17 protein-coding genes are annotated in these 25,076 nt (G+C 51.7%); 10 read left to right on the top strand and 7 right to left on the bottom strand.

The window, feature by feature from the left end:
* Positions 1–234: 234 nt before the first annotated feature.
* On the bottom strand, positions 235–414 hold the full coding sequence (locus tag AC0QH1_RS11705; RefSeq protein WP_324631290.1) for a hypothetical protein: 180 nt from the start codon (positions 412–414) through the stop codon (positions 235–237).
* Positions 415–1,324: 910 nt separating this feature from the next.
* Between AC0QH1_RS11705 and AC0QH1_RS11700 the strand changes: the two genes are divergently transcribed.
* On the top strand, positions 1,325–1,555 hold the full coding sequence (locus AC0QH1_RS11700; RefSeq protein ID WP_324631289.1) for a hypothetical protein: 231 nt from the start codon (positions 1,325–1,327) through the stop codon (positions 1,553–1,555).
* A 63-nt stretch (positions 1,556–1,618) separates the two neighbouring features.
* On the opposite strand, the gene AC0QH1_RS11695 is transcribed toward AC0QH1_RS11700, so the two are convergent.
* Together AC0QH1_RS11695 and AC0QH1_RS11690 are read right to left on the bottom strand one after the other, a co-directional pair.
* On the bottom strand, positions 1,619–2,062 hold the full coding sequence (locus AC0QH1_RS11695) for a hypothetical protein (RefSeq protein ID WP_324631288.1): 444 nt from the start codon (positions 2,060–2,062) through the stop codon (positions 1,619–1,621).
* 1,078 nt (positions 2,063–3,140) lie between these two features.
* Complete coding sequence (locus tag AC0QH1_RS11690) at positions 3,141–4,022, bottom strand: hypothetical protein (RefSeq protein ID WP_324631287.1); 882 nt, start codon at positions 4,020–4,022, stop codon at positions 3,141–3,143.
* A gap of 1,253 nt (positions 4,023–5,275) precedes the next feature.
* On the opposite strand from AC0QH1_RS11690, the gene grpE reads away from it, so the two are divergent.
* The 5 genes from grpE to rsgA all read left to right on the top strand — a co-directional run bounded on the left by grpE (position 5,276) and on the right by rsgA (position 11,029).
* Positions 5,276–6,058 carry a nucleotide exchange factor GrpE gene (gene grpE / locus AC0QH1_RS11685; RefSeq protein WP_442957309.1) on the top strand — a complete coding sequence of 261 codons (783 nt, stop codon included), beginning with the start codon at positions 5,276–5,278 and terminating at the stop codon, positions 6,056–6,058.
* A 160-nt stretch (positions 6,059–6,218) separates the two neighbouring features.
* A complete protein-coding gene (dnaK, locus tag AC0QH1_RS11680) occupies positions 6,219–8,084 on the top strand; it encodes a molecular chaperone DnaK (protein ID WP_324631285.1) in 1,866 nt (621 codons plus the stop codon).
* Positions 8,085–8,241: 157 nt separating this feature from the next.
* A complete protein-coding gene (gene dnaJ, locus AC0QH1_RS11675; protein ID WP_324631284.1) occupies positions 8,242–9,369 on the top strand; it encodes a molecular chaperone DnaJ in 1,128 nt (375 codons plus the stop codon).
* Positions 9,366–9,638 carry a sulfurtransferase TusA family protein gene (locus tag AC0QH1_RS11670; RefSeq protein ID WP_324631283.1) on the top strand — a complete coding sequence of 91 codons (273 nt, stop codon included), beginning with the start codon at positions 9,366–9,368 and terminating at the stop codon, positions 9,636–9,638. Before dnaJ ends, AC0QH1_RS11670 begins: the two co-directional genes overlap by 4 nt.
* 272 nt (positions 9,639–9,910) lie before the next feature.
* Positions 9,911–11,029: a small ribosomal subunit biogenesis GTPase RsgA gene (rsgA, locus tag AC0QH1_RS11665; protein ID WP_442957308.1), complete on the top strand. Its 1,119-nt coding sequence runs from the start codon at positions 9,911–9,913 to the stop codon at positions 11,027–11,029.
* Positions 11,030–11,089: 60 nt separating this feature from the next.
* On the opposite strand, the gene AC0QH1_RS11660 is transcribed toward rsgA, so the two are convergent.
* From AC0QH1_RS11660 to AC0QH1_RS11645, 4 genes are all read right to left on the bottom strand, one after another.
* On the bottom strand, positions 11,090–11,854 hold the full coding sequence (locus tag AC0QH1_RS11660) for a Uma2 family endonuclease (protein WP_324631281.1): 765 nt from the start codon (positions 11,852–11,854) through the stop codon (positions 11,090–11,092).
* Between the two features lie 258 nt (positions 11,855–12,112).
* Positions 12,113–14,209 (bottom strand): serine/threonine protein kinase, encoded by a 2,097-nt coding sequence (locus AC0QH1_RS11655; RefSeq protein WP_324631280.1) that lies wholly within the window; start codon positions 14,207–14,209, stop codon positions 12,113–12,115.
* A gap of 135 nt (positions 14,210–14,344) precedes the next feature.
* Positions 14,345–14,914, bottom strand: a complete 570-nt coding sequence (locus tag AC0QH1_RS11650; RefSeq protein ID WP_324631279.1) for a hypothetical protein — start codon at positions 14,912–14,914, stop codon at positions 14,345–14,347.
* A 432-nt stretch (positions 14,915–15,346) separates the two neighbouring features.
* Positions 15,347–17,065: a serine/threonine protein kinase gene (locus tag AC0QH1_RS11645; RefSeq protein WP_324631278.1), complete on the bottom strand. Its 1,719-nt coding sequence runs from the start codon at positions 17,063–17,065 to the stop codon at positions 15,347–15,349.
* 686 nt (positions 17,066–17,751) lie between these two features.
* Between AC0QH1_RS11645 and AC0QH1_RS11640 the strand changes: the two genes are divergently transcribed.
* The 4 genes from AC0QH1_RS11640 to AC0QH1_RS11625 all read left to right on the top strand — a co-directional run.
* On the top strand, positions 17,752–18,702 hold the full coding sequence (locus AC0QH1_RS11640) for a response regulator (protein ID WP_324631277.1): 951 nt from the start codon (positions 17,752–17,754) through the stop codon (positions 18,700–18,702).
* Complete coding sequence (gene ubiE / locus AC0QH1_RS11635; RefSeq protein WP_442957307.1) at positions 18,699–19,457, top strand: bifunctional demethylmenaquinone methyltransferase/2-methoxy-6-polyprenyl-1,4-benzoquinol methylase UbiE; 759 nt, start codon at positions 18,699–18,701, stop codon at positions 19,455–19,457. The genes AC0QH1_RS11640 and ubiE overlap by 4 nt, the downstream gene beginning before the upstream one ends.
* Positions 19,458–19,536: 79 nt before the next feature.
* A complete protein-coding gene (locus AC0QH1_RS11630) occupies positions 19,537–20,766 on the top strand; it encodes a DUF445 domain-containing protein (RefSeq protein ID WP_324631276.1) in 1,230 nt (409 codons plus the stop codon).
* A 265-nt stretch (positions 20,767–21,031) separates the two neighbouring features.
* Positions 21,032–25,076 (top strand): ExeM/NucH family extracellular endonuclease (locus tag AC0QH1_RS11625; RefSeq protein ID WP_324631275.1); only part of this gene is annotated, 4,045 nt, incomplete at its 3' end.

Here is a 25,076-nt window from a genome sequence, read left to right as displayed (position 1 = left end):
TCATTTACAGGATTGAATTGGGATTGAGGCTCTGCTTCCGGTTGTGGGTTCCCAGCAGATGCTGGAAACGAGTTGGAAAGCTTTGAGCTGTGCTATTTTCAGTTGGTTTTCAACCGACTTTAGCTATTAGACGGCGACTGAAAGTCCCCGTCTCTCTTGAGATTAAGTAATATGAATGGCCTACAATTTATTTTCTGGGAAGGAGATGGAGAAATTATGCACGGCGGGCGGATCTCAGGGATTTTTGGGAGAAGGTAAATCGCGAAAGCTTGACTGGGTAATGGTTGTAGGATTTTCTACTAAAGTGATAAAATGGGCTGCGGGTTGCACGAATAAAAAGCCTTCGATTCCCGCCGATGCGGGCATGACAGTTTTTTTCGAGCGGGTGTCTAGAGGGAATTGATTGATGTTCATCTACTTAGAAGGAGGCTTCGCCTCGGATTGTGCGTTTCCAGCTAGTCCGCTTCGGCGGACTGGGTTCGAGTTGTCTCACCCTTGGGTGAGGAGGTTATTTTGACTGACGAGGGTTACGCGATCGCAACCTTTCTATTGGTTCTGTCTGAAGACCGATTCGCTTTTTACGGAAAACGGGGATTTTTGTAATATTTCTTTACCTTAAATCGGAATTTGAGTGTTTGGCACCGATGGAGTCGGCGTAGCTTCGCCTGGTGGTGGCCGATCTCCATGAAGTGATGGAGTGGATAGTCAAAGGAATACCTGGGCGTTTCGCTCTCGATATCGGTGTTTCTGACTTCATCCATCTGGAAAAAACTCCGGGTGTTAGTCCACTCGATAACAGCTTAACCCCAGCAACCGGGAATTAGACCCAAATGAGGATTTGGATTTTGATTTGGATTTTGATTTGGATTTTGATTTGGATTTTGATTTGGATTTTGATGGGGGACTCACTGGGAACGGATTGGGCGGCGGTTTGGGGAGGTTGTTATTTGAAGCGATCGCGACTCACCAAATGTTAACAGCGAAAGAAGTAGATTGGGTCGCAACCCAGTCTACTTGTACTTATGCTCCATTTGGATAGAATGGGAAAAGGGCGATCGCATCGAGCAGCCATTTACCACAAACCCTGTCAAAAATCAAGCATAAATTATTAATTTTTACAAAGCAACGAAAACATCGGGGAGTGAAGATGTTCACCCTCTCCACTCCCCAATCTTTCGGATGTTACCGTTCCCTGTGGGCGCATGTTAGCGCTTGACTTCTTGGTAAGCGCGAATCGCTTGCCAAATAAAAATTCCAGCCACCACCAGGGTAAAGGCAATTTGGGCAATTAGTCCCTTGGATATGGGTAATTCAGACATGTGAAATGTACTCTCTGGCTGTAACAACTGGCGGGGGTATTCCCCTGCCGCGATCGCGCCGCAGCGATCGGGAAGTAGACTCTTTATTTATAACCTACTGGCGAAATAAATTTTATCCCAAAAACTTAGCTCCTGCCGATTTAACAGCAGGAGCTAATCAAGAGCATGGATTGAATGAGGGGTTCACAGGATTTGCCCTCCACGCAGGTGCCATTGCTTTGCCATCCTCAACATAAGTTTTCTGTTTGATGTCAGCTATTAATTTGGTTTCGGCGTCGCCTTGGCTCCTAATTGGGAACTCAATTTCCCTCGGAGGGAATGACTTTTTGTAACTCGACGCGAGACCCTGATGTGTTGAGGCGATAGACCCAGCGCTGTTCCCGCGCTTTTACGGTGATTTGCATGGCGGAGGCGATCGCTTTGCGGCACACCTGCGAATCGGCGATCGCCACGCAGACATCTGACTCGGTTTGCGGTTGTGCCTCTACAATATGCAGCGCCGTCTTTGGCAACCCTGACTGCGCGGAGACATCAGTCAATACGCGATCGGCACTCCCTGGAGATAACGCCACACTTGCTTCCGAAGTTTCGGATACCGCAGGGGTGTTTTCTGGCAACTTAGAACCGAGGTTCAAAAAATACAAAAACCCGGTAACAACCACCGCTAAAACAATCCTATGGAGTGAATCTACCTTCTCTTCTACCGGCGTTTCTTCATAGTAATCTTTAGTAATATTTTTCATGGACAGCCTCCTGAATCGGTGCTTTCAGCTTTGGAGATTATTTGTTGATATGAGTTGCACCCCGATTCTCAAAGGCTCCGGAAAACCTCTACCCTTTCGGGTTAGGATTGGCGTTGAGATGTTGTCTCAAGCTGGATTGACTTTTTCGCCGCTTTATGCTTTGCCAATCCCGAGGATGAATGTCTCCGATTGGCAATGATGCGATCGCCTCTCCCTCTTTCTGTCATTTTAGACTCTTGCAATCTCTGGTTTGTTTCCGGAAAAACACTTGGTGCTCTCCTGCTTGGAAACCGCTCAGCCTCCTCTGCGAGGGCGAATGCCACTGAGCCAGTTGTCAGCTATGAGCGGACGACTGTCGCTCAACGCTTCCCGAACCTCTCTTTCATTATCTCATCTTTGATGCTTGTGTTTCCCTTCAAATACATTATTATAGATTAATTTTCCCTGAAGCTTGCAAAAGTCCTGTTGAAGGTGAAGACCTGATGGGGTTTTTGGGATTGATTTCACACTCAACTTTACAAAATCTTCACAAAATCTGCCGTTTGAATGTAGCTTTGGTAAAGCAAGGAGTGTTATCCCCGGGGGTCAATCCCTTAAAATCCACAAGGGTTCGGCAAGGGGTTTGGTTTCAGCCCCCCTTACCAAAAATTCAACTGCTTTAGGGCTAAAACTAGGGCTTTTAAATTTCATTTTACGTTTAATTTCCCCGATTGTCATCTGTGTAAACACGGCAATGCTTAGATTTTTTTAATATCCCAGCTTTCAAATATTCACCGAAATTATACTGAAAGGACTTGAAATAAAAAAGATAAAAAAAGGAAAGCAGAGTCAGAATAATACAATTAAATGCTCTGTAATTCTACTGAAAAGACTTAAAATAAGGAAGGGAAAAAAGGGCAGGAAGGCAGAGTCAGAAGGAGATAATGACATGCTCTGCAATCTTTTTGCTCCATGTCTTGCGCTGGGTGGCGATTGCCACCCCACGGGAGCATTTGAGAACAAACAGAGGGTGACGGATGCTGCGGTACCCGTTACCTATCTCTGTTGACTATTGCTTCTTTTCCGACCCTGCGATCGCCTACCACTCTTCCATCATTTCAGCCGCATTAAAATCATCTTGCAGGAGAAAATGATGGCTAAAATCCACGGTCACGCGAACCACTCTTTTGCCGAAAGGATGACCGAGATTTTGATACTCGGCGTACACGGGGTAAACCCCATCGCCGATACCAGTAGAAACGGCAACCCCGGCTTCAAATAACGGCGTTCTCCCTTCTGCGATCGCTTCTCTGACTGCTTCTGGACTCTGAAACGGCGCGTACAGTTGTCCCCCCATTTGTTCCGTTTGTTTCGCCGCATTTTGCGCGCCAGAAAACGAAAAATCCTGAGCTTTATTGCTCGGATCGGGTAAGTTGTTATTCCAAAATGGCAAATAAGACGGATCGGTCATCACCAGGATACCTCGATCCACGGCGACATATCCGAGCAACTGACACTCTTTTCTGGAGGGTCGATATGGTGGGGATAAATCCTCAGCTTCGATGATAGATAAATCCTCATCGAAGTCTTCTTCATCTTCAGAATAGTCAAGCTCTAAAAATCGTTCCTCTTCATAATCATAGTAGCTAGTCATCCCCTCCAACTCACCCAGATATTCAGGCTCTAATTCCGGCCATTTTCTCAATGGCAATTTCCATTTTTTAGCCAGGTTTTGTGCTTGCTTATTCACCGATTTGCGTTTTTTCTCATAAGAAATGGTAATTTCTTCTACGGCTAACCATCCAGGAACAATCCCTTCCTCGTCCGCACTAAATTCAAACAAGGCAACTCGATGGGAATGAAAGTCAGGGTCGAGAGGTATCTGTTCTGGGTCTGTGCCGGGGTCGAATCCAAAGACTGTAATCACCGCTAGACAGCGTTCTCCAGGTGTCGGCTTTGATTTAGATTTCTTTCTAGACATGGTTTATTTTTCCTCCTGCATGGATGGACTTGGCTTCAGCGCGATCGCCAATTATCTCATACTTTTTACCAAATGTAGGGTGATTTGGGTGCGTTTGTTACATTTCTCAATCTGTTTTTCTGTAATCAATAAATTTGATGGCCACTTATCGCGTTTTTGAGAGCAACGATTGCCACTCGGTTTTGCTGTTGCTGTAGTTTTTTCTTTTACCTTTCTGTAAACCCCTCCTCATATCGAGTTTTTCTCCAGGTAATTCTATCGTACTTGGGAGGGGAAGCTGCTAGAGTTTCCTTAATTGCATACCGGGAGCGAACGCCCTTGGGAACCAGCGGGGTGGAACTTGCCGCAGGCGCAATTCCAATGAAGGCAGAGAATATTTCTACTTGTTTTTGAAAGAGGGTAGAAAATGCAATGGATTAAATCCGGGGTTGAGTTTAGAGAGACCAGCACTCTAAATCCTGCTGGGGTTCGTTCTGCTCCTCAGAGATTTGTCGCTTAAAATTAGGTGATAAATTCAATAAATGTTCGCTTCAAAATTTCCCTAAAACTCGAAATATTGGATAGTTTAAGAGAAGAGTTAAATGACTGGAAAATCCCTAACATAATAACATTCAAGAGGGGAATTTGCCAAGGAGCTGCCTAACTAAAGCGCGCGGGGATCGAGAACCGTTCTGGGGCGCAGATCGGGCCGCCCCCTAAATTACTGGCAATTACAGTAGAGAAAGACAAAACTGCGCCCCAGGGTCAGCCCTTCAAAGGATACCCCGGGAATAGGCCAGCCGAACCCCCCTGAACCCCTAGCTGAGAGTAGGCGGTTGTTGGGGAAAAATGATAAGGTGTGAAGTGCAGCGCACTGCTTGCCGTGGCAGCACAGGGGCTTGTCCACCGCCTGTCGGAGCGGGGATTCGGAAGTGAAACCCTAAAGAAGGCTACAATACCCCCAGAGCCAAACTGGGCACCAGGAGGAGTGCAAGCCACTGCTACACTATAGAGCGCCAGGGAGGGGATGGCCGGGTAATGCAAAAGCGCGATCCATAACCAGACTCGTGGGGCGATCGCCGCCCCGGGCCAATAACATCCAATTCCCCAGAAGCTCAACCTGCTTGTCGGGTGTGCGATCCCCAACGATCGAGCGGGCTATCCGAACCATTACCCGATCGCGTTACGCGCCGCTAGGGAAGTACACTGGGGAAGAGTCATGCAAGACTCAACCAGCAACGCAACCGTTAACCACATCGGATGATGAAGGGAAAATGATAGACGAACAAAACCAGCAAGAACAACCACAAACTCAACCGGATGAAGTGACGGAAAACTCGGGCGATCGCACCAGTGCAGCCGGTGCAGCAGAAGAGCCGATCGCTGCGGAGGCACAGGAAACCCAAGCGGCGAATGCGGAACAACCGGGCGAACCCGAAATGGAAACCACTCCTCCAGAAGCAGGGGAAGCCGCCACAGCAGATCCCGCCGCCGCCGCTGCAGCCACCGCCGAACAGCTAGAGGCGATGGAAGCCTTAGTGCAAGCCAACCAAGCCTTTACCGCGCAGTTAGAAGACCTAAAAAATCAACATGCCAGATTAGCGGCAGATTTTGACAATTTCCGCAAGCGCACCCAAAAAGAAAAAGAAGATCTAGAGCTGCAAAGCAAGTGTGCCACGATCCGGGAATTGCTGGTGGTGGTGGATAACTTCGAGCGCGCCAAAGAACAGCTCAAACCCCAAACCGATGGGGAAATGAACATTCACAAGAGCTACCTGAGCGTGTACAAGCAGATGGTAGAGTGCCTCAAACGCATTGGCGTGTCGGCGATGTATCCGAAAGGACAAGAATTCGACCCCAACCTTCACGAAGCGGTGATGCGCGAACCCACCAACGAATATCCCGAAGGCACCGTCACCGATGACTTCAGACGCGGCTATATGCTAGGCGATCGCGTGCTGCGCCATGCAATGGTCAAAGTGGCAGCGCCCCTAGAAAACGAAGAAGAACCACCAGCAGAAGAAGCTGCCGAAGCCCCCGCACAAGAAGAGGAATAACCCACATTCCCCCAGCGCCGTCCCCACTCCCCCGTGGGTTCGGGCAGAGAAAAACCTACCTGCCTCTCGGGTATCCTAAAAAAAGGGGGATTCAACCCCCGGCGCGATCGCGCCCCCTGCCTCCCCTAGAATTTTCAGAACACTCATTCCGCCGCTAGCTATGGGAAAAGTCATCGGTATTGACCTCGGCACCACAAATAGTTGTGTAGCAGTCTTAGAGGGCGGTAAACCCATCGTCATTACAAACTCAGAAGGCGGACGAACCACGCCGAGTATCGTCGGAATGACCAAAGACGGTTCTCGTCTCGTCGGTCAATTAGCCAAGCGGCAGGCTGTTACCAATGCCGCAAATACAGTGTACAGCATCAAGCGCTTTATAGGCCGTCGCTGGGATGACACCAAAGAAGAACGCTCTCGCGCTCCCTACACCTGCGTCAAAGGCAGAGACGACACCGTAGATGTGAAAATCCGGGGAACTACCTACACCCCGCAAGAAATTTCCGCGATCGTCGTGCAAAAACTCAAAGAAGATGCCGAAGCCTATCTCGGCGAACAAGTCACCCAAGCCGTCATTACCGTACCGGCCTACTTTACCGACGCCCAACGACAAGCCACCAAAGACGCAGGCACGATCGCCGGGTTGGAAGTGCTGCGAATTATCAACGAACCCACCGCCGCCGCCCTCTCCTATGGCTTGGACAAACAAGGGGAAGATCACACCATCTTAGTCTTTGACTTGGGTGGCGGCACCTTCGATGTCTCCGTTCTGCAACTCGGTGACGGCATTTTTGAAGTGAAATCCACCGCCGGCAACAATCATCTCGGCGGCGATGACTTCGACACTTGCCTCGTCAACTGGATGGTAGAAGAATTTCGCATCCAAGAAGGCATCGACCTGTCGGTAGACAAAATGGCCGTGCAGCGAATTCGCGAAGCCGCCGAAAAAGCGAAAATCGAACTGTCTAGCCGCGAACTCGCCGCCATCAACTTGCCATTTATCAGCGCCGATGAAACCGGGCCGAAACATCTCGAAATGGAACTGAGTCGCTCTACATTTGAAGAACTCGTCAGCAACTTAGTCCAAGAAACCCTCAAACCCGTGCAACGGGCGATCGAAGATAGTCATGTCAGTCCCGAACAGATCGACCGGATTATCCTCGTCGGCGGCTCTACCCGCATCCCCGCCGTTCAACAAGCCATTGGCGAGTTTTTTGGCGGGCAAGAACCCGATCGCTCGGTTAACCCCGATGAAGCCGTAGCCGTGGGAGCTGCAATTCAAGGCGGCGTCTTGGGCGGGGAAGTTCAAGATGTCCTGCTGTTAGATGTCACCCCCCTCTCCTTGGGCATCGAAACCCTCGGTGGCGTCTTTACGAAAATTATCGAGCGCAATACCACCATCCCCACCAGTCGTTCCCAAACCTTCTCCACCGCCACCGACGGTCAACGAGAAGTGGAAATCCACGTCTTGCAAGGGGAACGTGCAATGTCCAAGGATAACAAAAACTTGGGGAATTTCCTGCTCGACAAAATCCCCCCCGCACCGCGCGGCGTCCCGCAAATCGAAGTAACCTTCGAGATCGATGCCAATGGGATCCTCAATGTATCGGCAGAGGATAAAGGCACCGGACGCGAACAAAGCATTCAAATTAGCAGCACCGGCGGCTTGAGCGACGAGGACATCGAAAAAATGCGCCAAGATGCCGAACGCTATGCCGATGAAGACCGCCGTCGCCAACAACTGGTAGAAATTAAGAACCAGGCGGAAAGCCTGTTCTATAATTATAAAGCGACTGTCAAAGATAATCTGGCTTTACTCAGTGATGACCTGAAGGCAGAACTCAAGAAAACGGCAAAAGAATTAAAAGCCGCTCTCGGCAATGATAAAATCTCGGTCGAAGACCTCAAAGAAAAGATGTCTGCTTTCCAGCAAATTCTCTTCTCGGTGGGCATTGCCGTCTACGAGCAAACCCAGTCCGATGATGAAGAAAAACCCGAAGAAGAAGAAGAACTGAGTCCCTCGGAGTAACTAGCCGCTCTCAAAGGCGAGCTGACTCCAAATTTTGGGAAACCACCCGCGTGCGGGATCCTCTCCCAGTTTGGGACTCGCCTCTACTCTCAGCTTCAGAACACTCAGTCTGTTTGTAGCATACCCCTTTGTATTTTATTCTTACCAAAAGCGCTCTATGGCTCGCGACTACTATGAAATTCTAGGTGTCCCTCGCACGGCGGACAAAGAGGATATTAAACGTGCTTACCGCAAGTTGGCTCGCAAGTATCACCCGGATGTCAATAAAGAAGAGGGCGCTGAGGAGCGCTTTAAAGAAATTAACCTCGCTTATGAAGTCCTCTCCGAACCGGAAATCCGCGCCAGATACGATCGCTTCGGCGAAGCGGGAGTTAGTTCGGGCGCAGGAGCAGGCCAGGGCTTCGGGGACTTCGGCGATATGGGTTTTGCCGATATCTTTGAAAGCTTCTTCAGCGGTTTCGCAGGCGCAGGGACTCAGGGACGACGACGCGGCGGCCCGGTGCGTGGGGACGATCTGCGTCTTGACCTGAAAATCGATTTCCAAGAAGCTGTCTTCGGCGGGGAAAAGGAAATCCGCATCAGCCACTTGGAAACCTGCAACACTTGTAGCGGCACCGGCGCGAAACCGGGCACTCGCCCCCGCACCTGTTCCACTTGCAGTGGCACCGGGCAGGTTCGCCGCGCTACCCGCACCCCTTTCGGTAGTTTTACTCAAGTCTCGGTTTGCCCCACCTGTAATGGCACGGGAGAAACCATTGAGGATAAATGTTCTTCTTGTGGTGGCGCAGGGGTAAAACAAGAAACGAAAAAACTGAAAATCACCGTGCCGGCTGGGGTGGATAATGAAACTCGCCTGCGGGTCTCCGGGGAAGGGGATGCTGGGGCGCGCAGCGGCCCCCCGGGGGATTTGTACGTTTACTTGTTTGTGAACGAACACCCGGAGTTTCAGCGCGATAAAATTAATATCCGCTCTGAGGTGAAGATTAGCTATTTGCAAGCTATCTTGGGCTGTCGCCTGGAAGTGAATACGGTGGATGGCCCCTCGGAATTGCTGATTCCGGCAGGGACTCAACCCAATACCGTACTCACTTTAGAAGGCAAAGGGGTGCCGAAGTTGGGCAACCCGGTTCAACGTGGGGATCATCTGATTACGATCGCCATCGAAATTCCCACTAAACTGACGGCGGAAGAACGCGAATTACTCGAAAAGTTAGCCAAAATTAAAGGAGAACGGATTGGCAAAGGCGGCATAGAAGGATTCTTAGGAGGGCTATTTAATAAGTGACGCATCCCCTAGAACCAACCACTACCGGACAGGAAACTTGCCCCACTCTCGACTTGCGGGGCACTCCTTGTCCGATCAATTTCGTTCGCACGAAGCTGCGTTTGGAAAAAATGGCACCCGGAGCACTTCTGGAAGTGTGGCTCGACCCGGGAGAACCGATGGAACAGGTGCCGGATAGTCTGGCGATGGAAGGTCACGAAATCGACCAGATCGAGGAACGATCTGGCTTTTTTGCTCTGAAGGTTCGTCGCGCGATCGCTGAAGCATGAGTGTAGGCAAACACCCCATCCCTTCGCTTTCTCTACCGCAAATCGGTCAGTCTTCTGTGCTGTCTCTCCCCCGGGTGGCAGCGATCGCTCCTCCCCCCCTCTCCTCTCAGGGAGGATCGCGTCCTCCTTCTGAGTTGAGCGGGAACCCTCCTCCACAATATCCCGAACCCCCCACCACTCCGGGGTCTCAAACCCTCATTACCCTCACCAATGCAACCCATGCAACGGAGGACTCGCCCCCCACAGATAATGAGGAATTAACCGGAACGGTTCTGGCGGTGCAAGCTAATTTTTATCGGGTACAATTAGACGATCGCTCCGTGCAAGCGGCGTTCTCTCAATTCAAACGGGAACGGGTGGCGTTTGAAAGCACTGAGGCGAGTGACGATCGCCTTCCTCCAATTCCCCCTCGTCGCACCCTCCTGTGTACGCGCCGATCGCGCTTGAAAAAAATCGGTCAGCAGGTGATGGTGGGCGATCGGGCGATCGTCGAAGAACCGGATTGGGAAGGTCAGCGCGGCGCGATCGCTGGGGTTTTCCCTCGCGCCAGCGAACTGGACCGCCCCCCAGTGGCTAATGCAACCCAATTGCTCCTCCTGTTTGCGATCGCCGAACCGACTCTCGACCCCCATCAACTCAGTCGCTTCTTGGTCAAAGCGGAATCCACTGGCCTCTGTGTTTCTCTATGCTTAAATAAAATCGATTTGGTCTCACAAGCAGAGCAAATCGACTGGCAACATCGTCTGCAACTCTGGGGTTATCACCCCCTATTTATTAGCGTAGAAAATCACATCGGCATCGATACCCTCCTCGCTACACTCAACGATAAAATTACCGTAATTTCCGGTCCTTCCGGTGTGGGCAAATCTAGCTTAATCAATCAGTTAATTCCCTCCGCCGAACTTCGCGTTAGCGATGTATCGGGCAAGCTGGGACGCGGACGCCATACCACCCGCCATGTGGAATTATTTGAATTGCCCAGTGGCGGATTGCTGGCAGATTCCCCGGGATTCAATCAACCCACTCTTGATTTTCCCCCGCGAGAATTAGCCCACTATTTCCCCGAAGCGCGCCAACGATTGCGACAAGGAAACTGTCAGTTTAGCGACTGCTTGCATCGCGACGAACCCAACTGTGTGGTGCGCGGCGACTGGGAACGCTATGATTATTATTTGGATTTCCTGGAAGAAGCGATCGCCTATCAAGAGACCCTCCAGCAACAAAGCAATCCCGAATCCAGCGTTAAAGTGAAAACCAAGCGCAAGGGCACTCAACAACACGAACCCAAATTGGAATCGAAAAAATATCGCCGGGTTTCCCGTCGCCTGCAACATCAAAGCTTAGAAGAATTATATCAGGATTTGGCAGAAGAAGAGGATGGGGAATTCTAAATTATTGCCCGGTTTTTGACCTCAAATCGCTGCAAAGCGTTCATCTGCGATCGAAACCCTTTATTCCGATAAACTATCCGGGTCGAGTCCCCGTTCTCGCAGCAGTTGCGCGAGGCGATCGGCGCGCTGGCGTTCGGTTTCGGCGCGCTGGCGTTCGGTTTCGGCGCGCTGGCGTTCGGTTTCGGCGCGCTGGCGTTCTCCCTGGGCGATTTCTTCCGGCGTCGGATAGCGGTTTCCTTGCTCATCGTACCAGTACAACCACTCCCGCTGCCAATTTTCAAAGGTGCCAATTTCTCGTCCAATCCCTAATCCGATTTGCGGCATCCAGACCGGTTCTCCGGGTAGGCGAATGTATTGTCCCTCCCTTAACTGATAAACCTCTAACACCTCGTGGCGATCGCGTCGGTTAAATTGGGAATTATAAATCACGTAATACAGCACGCCCAATTTCGCATAAATCTGCATTTTCTCATCGTATTCTCCCCCATAGGTTGCCGATACGCATTCCAACACCAACCTTGGGGGAATGTTGTTTTCCAACCACACAATATAACTTTTGCGTCCGTCGGGTTCTACCCGACGCGGCACTCCCAAACTGAGAAATCCATCGGGGACAATCGGGATTCTCGGATTCTCTCCTGTGGCATGATACACGCCCATATTCACGCCAAAAAACCAGTCTTGACGCGCCGACCAAATATGACTTAAAATGGCTCGTAGCAAGCCGGGAATTAAATTTTGTAGTTCGTTATCCACCGGGGTATCGTCAGAGGATGGCAGTTCTGCTGCATCCGGTAAGTTTTGCAGTGAATTGTAGTTTACCATAATTGCTGTTTTTGATTAAATCTTCTCTCAATTGTAGCGTTTTGATTGGGTTTAATTTTCCCCTGCGTTAGCCTTCGTAAATTACCACAATGCTTGACTTTTGTCAAGGTTCCTAGCGGTTTGTAGGGTGGGCAGTTTGAGAACAGATGCGCGTTTGGCACCGCTCTCGAGTGGTTCTGCCCACCCTCCCCTCTGCAATTATTTTTGCACGAGTACATAATAATTGTAGGTGGCTCGTGGCCACCCTACGACTTCTCACTAAGGCTGAATTCGATGGGATTTTGACTGATGATATTCAGCCACTTGGCGCGATCGCTGCCAATGGGGATAGACAAGTTGTGCCCAGGCAATTCCCGTTACCAATAATGGCAAAAACGCGAAAAGATGACGCCAAAATCCCACTTGCAATCCGATTCCCACACTCATGCCAAATGCCACCGTCACCAACGAGAGAGCCAAGGAAAAATACTTCGGTACCGACAATTTACCCCGGTTTGCTTTTTGCTTTGTCCGCAGGCGCATCACCCGCTTTCTGCGAGTTTGGGTGTCGATTTCATCCACTAAACTTCCCGCAGCAGTCCCGGTTAAAATTCCTACAATTATCAACAGGAAAAATGCCGAGCCAGACGTGAGAGACTTTGTGGCGGCAAACAGCGGCCAAGCGCCGGCCACCCCGGCAGCGATCGCCCCCGCCACAGTTCTCGCCATATCGCTGGAATTCCACTGCTTGTAGCACTTTGTCACGAACAATTCCGTTCCCAACCCGGCATAGGCACCTGCTAACAATCCCAGCATACAACTGGCGATCGCCGCTTCCCGGGCGGCGGGCACCCCCGTCATCCCGCCAATCCCAAACCCCAGGGCACAGGTTGCACCCACCAGGGAACCGCTGACCCCACCGGCGATCGCGCCACTACCGGCGGCGGCGGGATGTTCCGCCATGCCTTTCACGCTGGAAATTATCCCCCACAACAACAACCACACCATCAGCAATCCCCCAATCGTTCCCTCACGAGCCAAAACGAGAAAATTGCTCGAGAAATTCACCGGCCAAGTCCACACCGTTGCTACCGCCAAACTCAGCAACACCGCCAGCAACCGATAAGGCAATTTTATCGCTTCCATCGGCTCGGGAGCCGTCCTTAATTTTAACGCAATTCGATATAACTTCTGACTGGTATTGGCGTGCAACAATAACTCGCGATCGTAGATTTTAGCCGCCATCAACTGACTCGTATCCACCGTAATCTTACAGTGGACGCGATTGCCTTTAAATCGAGCCGGCGAAATCGAAATCCAGGGATGACCCTTCGTAGTAAAAGGCCGATCGCGATCGCTGCTTGCCACCCCCCATCTGCCGCGCAACATCGTACCCGCCACCGGATTTTTTATCGCGATAGTTTGCGTCAGTTTTTCGCCCAATTCCGTTGCCCGAAACTGCACGATCTGATGGCTAGAAACCACTTGCGGGGTGCGGCTGACCTCAACCAATTTGAGCGCCTCTAACGCCGTCGCCGCATCCGAATAGCGGTTTTTCGGCTTCGGTTCCACCATTGTTTCCAGCCATTCCACCCAAGACTGGCTGATTTTTTTCACCCGATTCTGGAAATGAATTCGATAATTTGCATCGATTAAATTCCCAATATCAATTGATTTCGTTCCCGTCAACAAGGCAATCAACGTTGCCCCCACCCCATACAAATCTGATGCCGGCGTTAACTCGCGATTGAATAACTGTTCCGGGGGCATAAATCCCAGAGTGCCTTTGACGATGCTGCTCATCGCCACTTCACCCTCACCGATATGAGCGAAGCCAAAATCGATTAAATAAACGTTCAAACTGTCATCCACTAAGATATTTTCCGGTTTGATGTCGCGATGGATGACCGGGGGAATGCGATTTTGCAGATAAACTAGAATATCTAACAGGGCAATGGCCAGTTGCTTGATTTGGGTGGGCGTCCAAGGACGAGAAACCGCAAGGGACTCGGCAGGTTTGTATTCCTGAACGATGCAAAATCCCCCCGCCGTTTGAAACGAATCGAGATAGCGGGGGATACCGGGGTGATTTAATCCTTGCAGGACTTGAATTTCGCGCTGATAGGCGTCATAATCGGCCCAACTCGCGCCACTGGTACTGGCAAACTGAAACTGCTTGATAGCAACCCGGGAGTCCGGTTGGGGGATGGAGGCGTGGGTCGGGTCAGCGCGATCGCCCCCCGGGGAAACATCGCACCCGCCCTCTGTGTTTCCCGTTTTTATGGCGAGGTAGGTCACTCGACCCCCTGCCCGATTGTGGCCTAATTCGCGGATGACCTGATAGCCATACTCAGCAAAGTCTGGGAAGTTGCTCATGTTTTTTCGCGCTCGATGCTGATAGCAACTATTTTAGTGCGATCGCCTCGATCCTGGGAGAAGTGGAGCCACTTTCCCCAAACCTCTGCGGTGCGATCGCCACTCTCATTTTGCTCGAGTCTGGCTTCCCACGGGCTATTCTGTCGCCTCCCGGACCGAGAGGGGAATCGTAACAGTGGAGTTATTATCATCGACAGTTCCGGTTTTGGTTTCGCTATTGCCTTTCACCAATAAGGTGACGGTATATTCGATAGGTCCGCTGGAATTGTTACAGCGCTGGAAAAGATTTACCTGCACTTCATACTCCCCAGTGGGCGCGCCGCCGGTGGGCCAAAATACATTTTCCACCGGATTGGTGGTGGTTTGCCCGCAGCCGGCATTAGAATCTACATCCAATTCTCCTCCCGAGGCAATTTCGGACTGTTGGTAAGAGACGATTTCGCCACTGGGGTCTTTCACCGCCAAGTCCAGATCGTCGGCGGTAGACCATCTTAAGGTGACTTGCACATCCCCCGTGCCCAAGGTTGGCTCTTCTGGTTCCGCCGGGGAAGGACAAAGAAGCGACAAGTCGATTAATTCGCCGCCTTTATCTACCATAAAACAGCCCGGGTGTTCCTGAGAGTTGGCAGAAAGTTGCCAGTAAGCCAATAAAGACAAGGAGACCGAGCCGATTATTGCAACACTTAAACGCCATAGTTTCAGCATAGGGCTTAATTGTTTCCTAACAGATTTGATGGCTTTATTTAACTGATGAAAGCGCGCGATCGCTCGCAATCGATTGGCACACAGCACGAAATCCTCGACTCGCCGCTCTGCGCGACCCAAAACTCCAAGCGCGGTTTTCCATTTTTTTCAGCCCAACTTCGCGATCGCGCATGGGGGATAAAGGGAAAAGCGCGAGACCGAACCCCTCCCGATTCGACCCTACCTTATTTCTCTCCCATAGCCCCTAAACTCATCCCGAGTTCGATTCGGTTTTTCTAGTTTTGGCTGAGTGTTCCAGCGCTTCGGAAAAAATTGTTTTGGTCTTGTCTCTTATTTTACCCCTGCCCGGTTCTTTCTAACTTATTTTGGCCGAATTTTAGAGAGTCTTTCCCTGAGAATTTTAAGAAAATTTAACAACCCATCGAACTGAGGTTAAGGTTTAATTAAATGTTCTTCAGAGCGGCGATACTGAGCGAGGCGACGCGATCGCTGCCAGGGAAGCAGTAACATGACGCTCACCACCGGTAAACCCGTCACCGCAACTGTGGCCAACAGCAAGGGCGTCCACAATCCCAGTTGCAAGCCAATCCCCCAGCTAATCCCGGAAGCTGCCGTCAGCAGGGACATGCCAGTAGCTAAGCCGGTGCCGAATTGTTTTTGCACTCCTCTGGCGGAAAACAGTAAAGCACTCCCGGTCACCACGGTGGCGGCTAAAGTAGCGGCAGTGCCCCAAGCGCCCATCAGGCTCGCACCGGCAGCCATACCCAGGGTAAATCCGATGGTTCCGGCACCAATGGAGGTGGCCATTAAGGTCAGGAGAAATTTTACGGCAAATCCCTGATGTCCCGCCAGTTTAGATAGTCCCGCCCAAGCTAAAAATCCACTCGCGCCGATCGCGATCGGGGCGGCGATCGAATGGAGCGCCAGCATTGCCCCGGCCCCGGAGGATAAAAATAACAGTCCCAGGGCACTGTAGGGCAGTGTTTTCCGAGTAATCGGAATCGCTGCGGTTTCCACCGTCAGCGGCAGGGTCATGGTAGCTTGCGAGGAATTAGAATGCAAGCGCAGGGTTCTGTGGTATTCTTCGCCGGCTCTGAGTTGGCTGGTATCCACCTTGAGGTGACAATGGACGCGATTGGCGTTAAAGGTGGCCGGTTGAAAGGCAATCCAGGGGTGAAAGTCCGGGGTATGCGGCGGATCGTGGGGATGGGGGGCCACGTCCCATTTTCCCATCAGTACCGTATCGGAGACTGAGTTTTTCACGCTGATGGTTTGGGTGAGGGTTTCGCCCACTTCTGCGGCGACGAGGTGCAAGGCATTTGGCTGGATGACAATTTCCGGGGTGCGAACCACGTAAATGGGTTGCAGGGCGTTTAAGGCGGTGGCGGCGTCGGGAAAGCGATCGCGCGGATCGGGCTGTACCATTCGTTCCAACCACTGGATCCAGCGCAGGCTCACTCTCGGCACCCGCTGTTTGAAATCAATCCGATAATCGTCGTCGATTAAGTCGCCAATGGCGCTGGAGGGGGTGCCGGTGAGCAGGCAAATCAAGCTGGCACCGAGTCCGTAGAGGTCCGACGCCGTGGTGAGTTGCCGATTTAACAGTTGTTCTGGGGGCATGAATCCCATTGTGCCTTTCACCATGCTGCTCATGGCGACTTCTCCCGCACCGAGTTGGGCGAAACCAAAGTCCACGAGGTAGAGGTCGAGGCGATCGCTGACTAAAATGTTCTCGGGTTTGATATCGCGGTGAATCACCTGGGGCGATCGGGTTTGTAGGTAAACTAATATTTCTAATGCGGCGATCGCCAGTTGCTTGACTTCTTCTGCATCGAAGCTGCGCCGCATGGCCAACGATTGAGCCGCTTTGTACTCCTGCACCATGCAGAATCCATCCGGGGTCTCGAAGGCATCGCGGTATTTCGGAATGCCGGGATGGTTGAGCTGTTGCAGAATTTGGATTTCTCGTTCCACGGCTTTGTAGGCGGACCAATCCGCACCGCTGGTGGCAAACTGAAATTGTTTGATGACCATCGGCTCCAAAGATGGCAGGCGATCGGCGAGGTAGGTCACGCGACCCCCCGCCCGGTTGTGGCCGAGTTCTTTTTGAATTTGGTAGCCTTGGGCAGTAAAATCGGGGAAATTGCTCATGGTTGTGCCGTTTTTTCCGGGAAGCTCCCATCTGGATTGGGGGCAAAGACTGGCATCAGTCCCCCTATCTCTACTGTAGTGTAAGCGATGAAGCGTCGGTGGGGTGAGGGGCGAAGGAGAACATAAACTTGGTATAAATCTTTTGGCCAATTCGGTTTATCTCACAATACTTGTCCCGGATGACTCAAAATTGAGCTTGACAAATCGCGCTAAATATGGTAAGCGAAAGGCAAAGCCGAACATTAAAGCGGTGTAATTGCCAACTGGTAATTTTTCTCAGAAAACAGGGGGTGGGAGGTGGAGCCTCTGAATGCCCATTTTCGGGCAAAGCCAAGGAACCAGAGAGAAAATTCTCAATTCCCAATTCCCAATTCTCAATTCTCAATTCCCAATTGAGAGAATGCTTGTCCGAACTCCCGGCAATGCACTAGGATGGAGTCAAGCTAACCGTCAAGCCCGGGATGCCGACTCTATCCTCATACTGCTCGGGAGGATACCCGATTGGAGTGTAACTTCCGTACTCTTGTCCGGAGTGGGGTGCCACAGTCAGAAAGACCAGAGCGCATGCTGCATGGTTGTCCGTCTTGGGAATACCAGAGGGATAGAGATGTGGCTAACCCTCGAGGATTGGAGGAAGCCTACCCTGTAATCTGGGATGCAGTGTGGGAGAATGTCACTAATGTGTTATGGAAAACGCAATTCCTGAACTCGATAACATCAGAAGTCAGTTGAAAAGTCTAGAGCGACGACGAAAAAAACCCAAAATGCTGGTTGTCGATGACGAACCAGATAATCTGGATCTGCTCTACCGCACCTTTCGGCGAGAGTTTCAGGTACTCAAAGCCGATAGTGGGGTGAGTGCTTTAGAGATTCTCTCCGAAGAGGGAGAAGTCGCCGTCATCATCTCGGACCAGCGGATGCCGGAGATGAAGGGAACCGAGTTTCTCAGTAAAACGGTGCCCCAATTCCCCAATACGGTGCGGATTATCCTCACCGGATTTACGGATATTGAAGACCTGGTAGAGGCGATTAACTCCGGGCAGGTTTACAAATACATTACCAAGCCTTGGGATCCCCACGAACTGAAGCAGGTGGTGCAACGGGCGGCGGAAACCTACGAGTTGCTCAAGCAGCGCACGGAGGAACTGCGACGCGCCGAAGCGCAAACTAACCTGCTGATGACGATTGTGGGGGTAGTGCAAGAGTCTGACAGTTTAGAGGGATGTTTGGAACCGATCGCGAAAGCGTTTGGGGAAAACTTCTCGGCAGATATCTGCATTTTACAATTAATGGAAGGAGGGAGTCTAGCCGCAGGAGAAGGGATTTACACCGTAGAGGGTACGGCGGAAAACTGGTTGGCGGAAGACCCGTTAACCCTCGAAGCGATCGCCTCGGATACGGTGCAAATTTCCGTAAACGTTGCCAAAGATGACAATCTCTCCGAGGTGCCTCACTATCAAAATTCTGGCATCCAAGCCCATTTAGCGATCCCGGTGCTTTTCCGGAACGAAAAAATCGCCCTGCTGTCCCTGCAGTGGAAACAACCTTGCACCCTGCGCGAGGATCAACTGCAAATGCTGCATCTGAGCGTGCAGCAAGTGGCGATCGCCCTGACCTGTACCCGCTATCATCCATGATGAAAACCTCTGACGGCGATCGCGCCTCCTGCTTGCCTTCCGGACCGCCAACCGCTTCCGAAGCTGAAATTCAAGGCATTTTTAACCGCATTGCCCCGGTTTACGATCGGCTAAACGATTGGTTGAGCCTGGGTCAGCATCGGATCTGGAAGATGATGACCGTGAAATGGAGCCATGCGCGCCCGGGCGATCGCTGCCTGGATCTGTGCTGTGGTAGCGGGGATTTAGCTATCCTGCTGGCAGAACAAGTGGGGTCCTCGGGGGAAGTGTTTGGGGTGGATTTCTCATCGGCGCAACTCGAAATTGCCCGTCAGCGCAGCGAAACCCATTATCCGCCCCCCAAGATCTCCTGGGTGGAAGCCAATGTTTTGCACTTGCCGTTTGCGGATAATTTTTTCGATGCGGCAACAATGGGTTATGGTCTTCGCAATGTTACTGATATTGCAGGCAGTCTGCGCCAATTGCATCGCGTGCTTAAACCCGGTGCCACAGCCGCAATCCTGGACTTCCATCACCCCAGCAATTCCCTGGTGCGAGGGTTTCAGCAGTGGTGCTTGCAGGCGATCGTGGTGCCGGTTGCCACCGCGAATGGACTTGAGGATGAATATGCTTACATCACTCCGAGTCTGGAAAAATTTCCCCCCGGACCGCAGCAAATTCAGCTTGCCCGGGAAGCGGGATTTGCCCATGCCACACACTATCCCCTTGCAGGTGGCATGATGGGAGTGTTGGTTGTAACAAAAGGTCAGCGTTAAGCGTTAAAATTTGAGCAATTCGCGTTAATACAGGCGCGATCGCCCATCAAACCCTTGACGAAGACCAACTAGGTAGCTGATGGATCTATCCACTCTTTGGGTTTACTTTGTGCCACCGATCGCCGGGGGAGTGATTGGCTATTTCACCAACGATTTAGCCATCAAAATGTTATTCCGCCCCTACCGCGCCTACTACATTGGCAAACGTCGGGTGCCCTTTACCCCCGGTTTGATTCCCCGGAACCAAGCCCGGTTGGCAAAGCGGGTTGCCGATACGATTATGGGGTCTCTGCTGACCCCAGAAGAACTGCAAAACCTGGCGCGGCGACTCCTGGAAACCGAACGGATCCAGGGGGCAATTTTGTGGTTGCTCGAACTGGCACTGGCACAACTCAAATCCGACACGGAACAAAAAACCGCCAAAATTCTCGCCGGCATCCTGCGAGACTTGTTCGGGGAATCCTTACCCCGCGTTATCCGCGTTTTAGCCCGCCGAGAAGACTTCCTCGAACCCCAACTCAATCAAATTTTCGACCAAGTTCTGCTCGAATTTCAACTCAGCGAAAGCCAAGCGCGTCAGCTATCGGATTGGTTGCTCGCGGCGGTTCTTCCTCCCGATGCCATCCGGCAAACTTTGGTAGATTTTCTCACCGATCGCAATATCACCCTAATCGATGAAGGATTTCGCGAAAAAACCAGCGGCACCTATTGGGTGGTTGCCAATCTGTTTGGACTCCGCAATGCTCTCACCCGCCTGCGAACCTATTGTCTCGATGAAAAAGAAGACGCCAACGATCGCATCTCCGAACTGATCGTCACCCTCGGCGTGCGAACTCGCCTGCAAGAATGGTTGCAAAATGTTTCCCTACAAAATCTCCCCGTTTCTACCGTGCGCCAATTGCGAAAAACCATGCGCGAAAGCGTTCGCACTTACATTCAAACGCGCGGCACGGATTTACTCCAGGGATTGAGCCAGTCGGTCAACTGGGAACATGTAGCCATGTTAGTGCTAAAACGACTTCAAGCATCCTCAGCGGTGAGTGCTTCTTTGGGTCTGGTTTCTCAAGAATTAGCCTTGATTTTAGAACGCTATTTAGAGCGGGATTTAGAAAATATCGTGGCGAAAGCTATCCCGATTTTAAATATCGACCAGGTAATTGTCGATCGCGTTAAAGGGACATCGCCGGAACAATTGGAAATTGCGGTACAAGGGATCGTGCAAAGTGAATTGCAAGCGATCGTGAATTTAGGCGGCATCTTGGGGGTGATTGTCGGTTCGATGCAAACGGTAATTTTATTGTTGCGCTAACACCGGGGTGAGCATTTACCGGGATGTGCTGCCAGCGCTGCCGAAAACAAGGGGTGCGATACCCCTTGCCAAAAATTCCCGCGTGTGATACTCAGATTGATGAAGATTTGTAACGATAATTAACAGCGGCGATCGTCAAACGCCACAGGGGGGTAAAATCAGCATATTATCACGATAGCCGCTGTGTTCTCTCGGCACAAAAAGGAGCCGCAGGGAACCCATATCGTCCCGGACTGCCAGCATCTACTCATCGGGGGTTTCATCTATGACGCCTATCATTAACGAATTCCTGTTCAACCACACCGGAACCGATACCCACGAATATATCGAGATTTTTGGCACGGCGAATACCGACTATTCGTCATTGAGCCTGGTGCTGGTGGAAGGGGACGCATCGGCATCGGGGGAAATAGACCGGGCATATACCCTCGGAACCACCGATGGGAATGGCTATTGGCACACCGGGTTTTTAAGTAACCAACTGGAAAATGGCACGCAAACCCTGTTGCTGGTGGAGAACTTTTCCGGGACGGTGGGGAATGACCTGGATACGAACAACGATGGTACCCTCGAGAGTACCCCTTGGACGACGATTGTCGATGAGATTGCCGTCAGCGATGGAGATAGTGGCGATCGCACCTACGCCAGCGTCATCTTGACCCCCGGATTCGATGGCATCTCCTTTATCCCGGGCGCTGCGTCTCGGCTACCCAACGGCACCGATACCGATACCGCGAGTGACTGGACGCGCAACGATTTTCACGGAGAGGGTCTCGCCGGCTTCACGGGAACCCCCGCCGTTGGCGAGGCACTCAATACCCCGGGCACAAAAAACCTGCCTGTAGATGTTCCCCCAACGGTATCGATAGTGAGTCCCGCAAATGGGGCAACGGGGGTGCCGGCGAATGCCCCAATTCAGATTGAGTTTAGCGAACCGATAAGCGCGATCGGGGATTGGTATAATCTGAGCGGAACCGCCAGCGGCATGGTGACCGCAACGGTAAGCGGTAGCGGACAAACCTTTACCTTGACTCCCACCAGTAACTTCAGTCCCGGGGAAACCCTCACCGTCACCGTCAATGCTGGCAACGTCACCGATACCGACGGCACTGCTGACGCCCTCGACGGCAACGGCGACGGGACGGGCGGGGACGACTTTTCCTTTAACTTTGACGTTGCCCCTACGGTCGGTCCGTTGGTCATCTCGGAGATTATGTTCGATCCTGACAGTCCGGAGCCAGACTGGGAGTGGGTCGAACTATATAATGTGAGCCATGCACCCGTCGATCTGTCGGGGTATGTCCTCGACGACGATGATGGCACGCCTCACACGGCAGCCAATATCGCCAGCGGCACCATTCCTCCCAACCAAGCTGGAATTTTATACAATGCAGGCGATGTGAGTGCGGCAGAGTTTGAGGCCGCTTGGGGAACGGGTCTCAATCTTATCGCCGTCACCGGTTGGGGCAACATGCTCCTGAATAACGGCGGGGACAAGATAAGTCTGTGGCCGGACTTTGCCAGCTATAGCGGCGATGACACAACCCATAACAACGCCCTGGACACGGTAGATTACGGTGTGGGAGGATTTCCCGATCCGGTTGGCCGTTCCATATATCTCACTAACCGATTGGCCGATAATCGGGTAGGGAACTACTGGGCAACCAGTACCGATGGCGGCACTACGCCGGTGGGAATCGGCAATACCAGTACGGCGACGGTGAATAATTCGGGCAACGATATCGGGTCGCCTCGGGAGATGGCGATCGCCCCCATCCACCAAATCCAAGGCAATGGCAATGCCAGTCCCTTAGTGGGAGACACGGTGGTCATAGAAGGCATTGTGGTGGGCGACTTTCAAGGCAACACCGGACTGCAAGGGTTTTTCCTGCAAGAAGAAGATACCGACGCCGATGCCGACCTCACCACCTCGGAAGGTATATTCCTCTACGATCCGACAACCCTCGTAGATGTCAGCGTCGGGGATAAAGTTCGCGCGATCGGTGAAGTGGCAGAATTCACCAGCAACGGCACTACCCTCACCCAACTCACCAACTTAGCAAACCTCACCGTAGTCAGTAACGGCAATTCCCTGCCCACTGCCACTTCCGTCACCTTGCCCTTGGCCAATCTCACCGACTGGGAACCCTACGAAGGGATGTTGGTTAACGTCGGGTCAACCTCGGGCAATCTCACCGTCACGGAACACTTCAACCTCGATCGCTTCGGGCAAGTGACCCTTTCCGCCAATGGCAGACTGGAACAATTCACCCAAAATAATTCCCCCGATGTGGCCGGATATACGGCACATCTCGCCGATATTGCCAAACGGCACATTATCCTCGATGACGGCAGTTCCCAAGCGAATCCCACCCCCATTATCCACGCCCGGGGCGGCAATCCCCTCACTCCCACCAATCCCTTGCGCGCCGGGGACACTATCACCAATATTACCGGCATTCTCGACCATCGCTTCGGCGAGTATCGCGTGCAAACCCAAACCGGACAAAACTTTAGTGCGAGTAACCCCCGGCCCGCTGTTGCACCTGCAGTGGGAGGAGATATTCAAGTTGCCAGTTTGAACCTGCAAAACTTCTTTAATGGCGATGGCAATGGCGGCGGATTCCCCACCGCCCGAGGGGCAAAAACCCAGGCCGATTTTATCCGTCAGCGGGATAAGATTGTGGCCGCCATTACGAAACTCGATGCCGATATTATCGGGTTGATGGAATTAGAAAATGATGGGTATGGTGCCAATAGTGCAATTCAGGATTTAACCGACGCCCTCAATGCAGTTGCTGGGGCGGGAACGTACAGTTTTGTCAATCCCGGCGTCGGGCAAATCGGGTCTGATGAAATTGCCGTGGGGATTCTCTACAAACCCGGCGTGGTTTCCACCACGGGAACTGCTGCTATTTTAAATACCCCAGGCATTTTTGCGGGTAGCGATAGCAACCGCACTCCCTTGGCGCAAACCTTTACTGTTGCCGATTCCACCAGTCCCAGTTATGGGGAAAAATTCACGATCGCTGTCAATCATTTGAAGTCAAAAGGCGGTAGCGGAACCGGTCCGAATGCCGATGCCGACGACGGACAAGGGGCCTGGAATCAACGGCGCGTGGAAGGCGTCAATGCGGTAACATCTTGGTTGTCAGGAGACCCCACAGGGAGTAACGACCCAGATATTTTAACCCTTGGCGATTTTAATGCCTACGCCCAAGAAGATCCGATTCAGGCGATCGCCAACTCTGGTTATCAAAATCTCATCCCCAATACCTCTTCTTTCGTCTTTGACGGACAATGGGGGTCTCTCGACTATGCCTTTGCCAACAATAGCTTACATTCCCAATTTGTCGCCGGCAGCAAATGGCATATCAACGCCGACGAACCCGATGCCCTGGATTATAGCAGCGAATTTAATCATGCCAGTCTCTACGCAGCGGACGAGTTTCGCGTTTCCGACCACGATCCGCTAGTGGTTGGGTTAAGCTTAAACAATGCGCCGATTTTGGACAATAGCAGCGCAATTAATTTGCCTTCTATTGATGAAGATACCACGAACCCCGCCGCTACGTCAGTGGCCACTCTAATTAATGGCAAATTCAGCGACACAAATCCGCATCAGGTATCCGGTATTGCCGTTACCGCCGTGGATAATACCAATGGCAATTGGCAATATTCTCTAGATGGAAATAGTTGGACGGATTTAGGCAATTTGGGGGCAACAACTGCCCGATTGTTAAACAGTAATGCCAGCATTCGTTTCGTTCCTGCTGCTGATTTTAACGGCAATATTGCCCCGGGCATTCGCTTCCGCGCCTGGGATGGAACCGCTGGTAACAACGGCGCCACGGCAGATACCAGTACCAATGGCAAAAACACGGCATTTAGTACGGCAACGGCAACGGCAAATATTGCGATCGCGCCAGTCAATGATGCGCCAACAGTGGCCAATCCAATTAATGATTTTAGCGCCACAGAAAACAGTGCGTTTAATGTCAGTTTTGCCGCCAATACCTTTACCGATATCGATGGCGATTCGTTATCGTATAGTGCAGCAATTGTGGGCGGAAGTGGATTGCCGAGTTGGTTATCTTTTGATGCCGCAACTCGCACCTTTAGCGGGATGCCCACTGCGGCGGATGTGGGTGAAGTGGCGATCGCAGTTACCGCCACCGATGGCGCAGCAAGTGTTACCGATATCTTTACCCTCACGGTGAATCCAGAGGATACCGATAATTCCGACAATTCTGGCAATATCGATAATTCCGACAATTCTGGGGATATCGATAATTCCGACAATTCTGGCA

Source organism: Phormidium sp. CCY1219, from assembly GCF_055795085.1.
The sequence above is the reverse complement of the archived record's forward strand: the minus strand, read 5'-3'. Positions and strand labels throughout refer to the sequence as shown.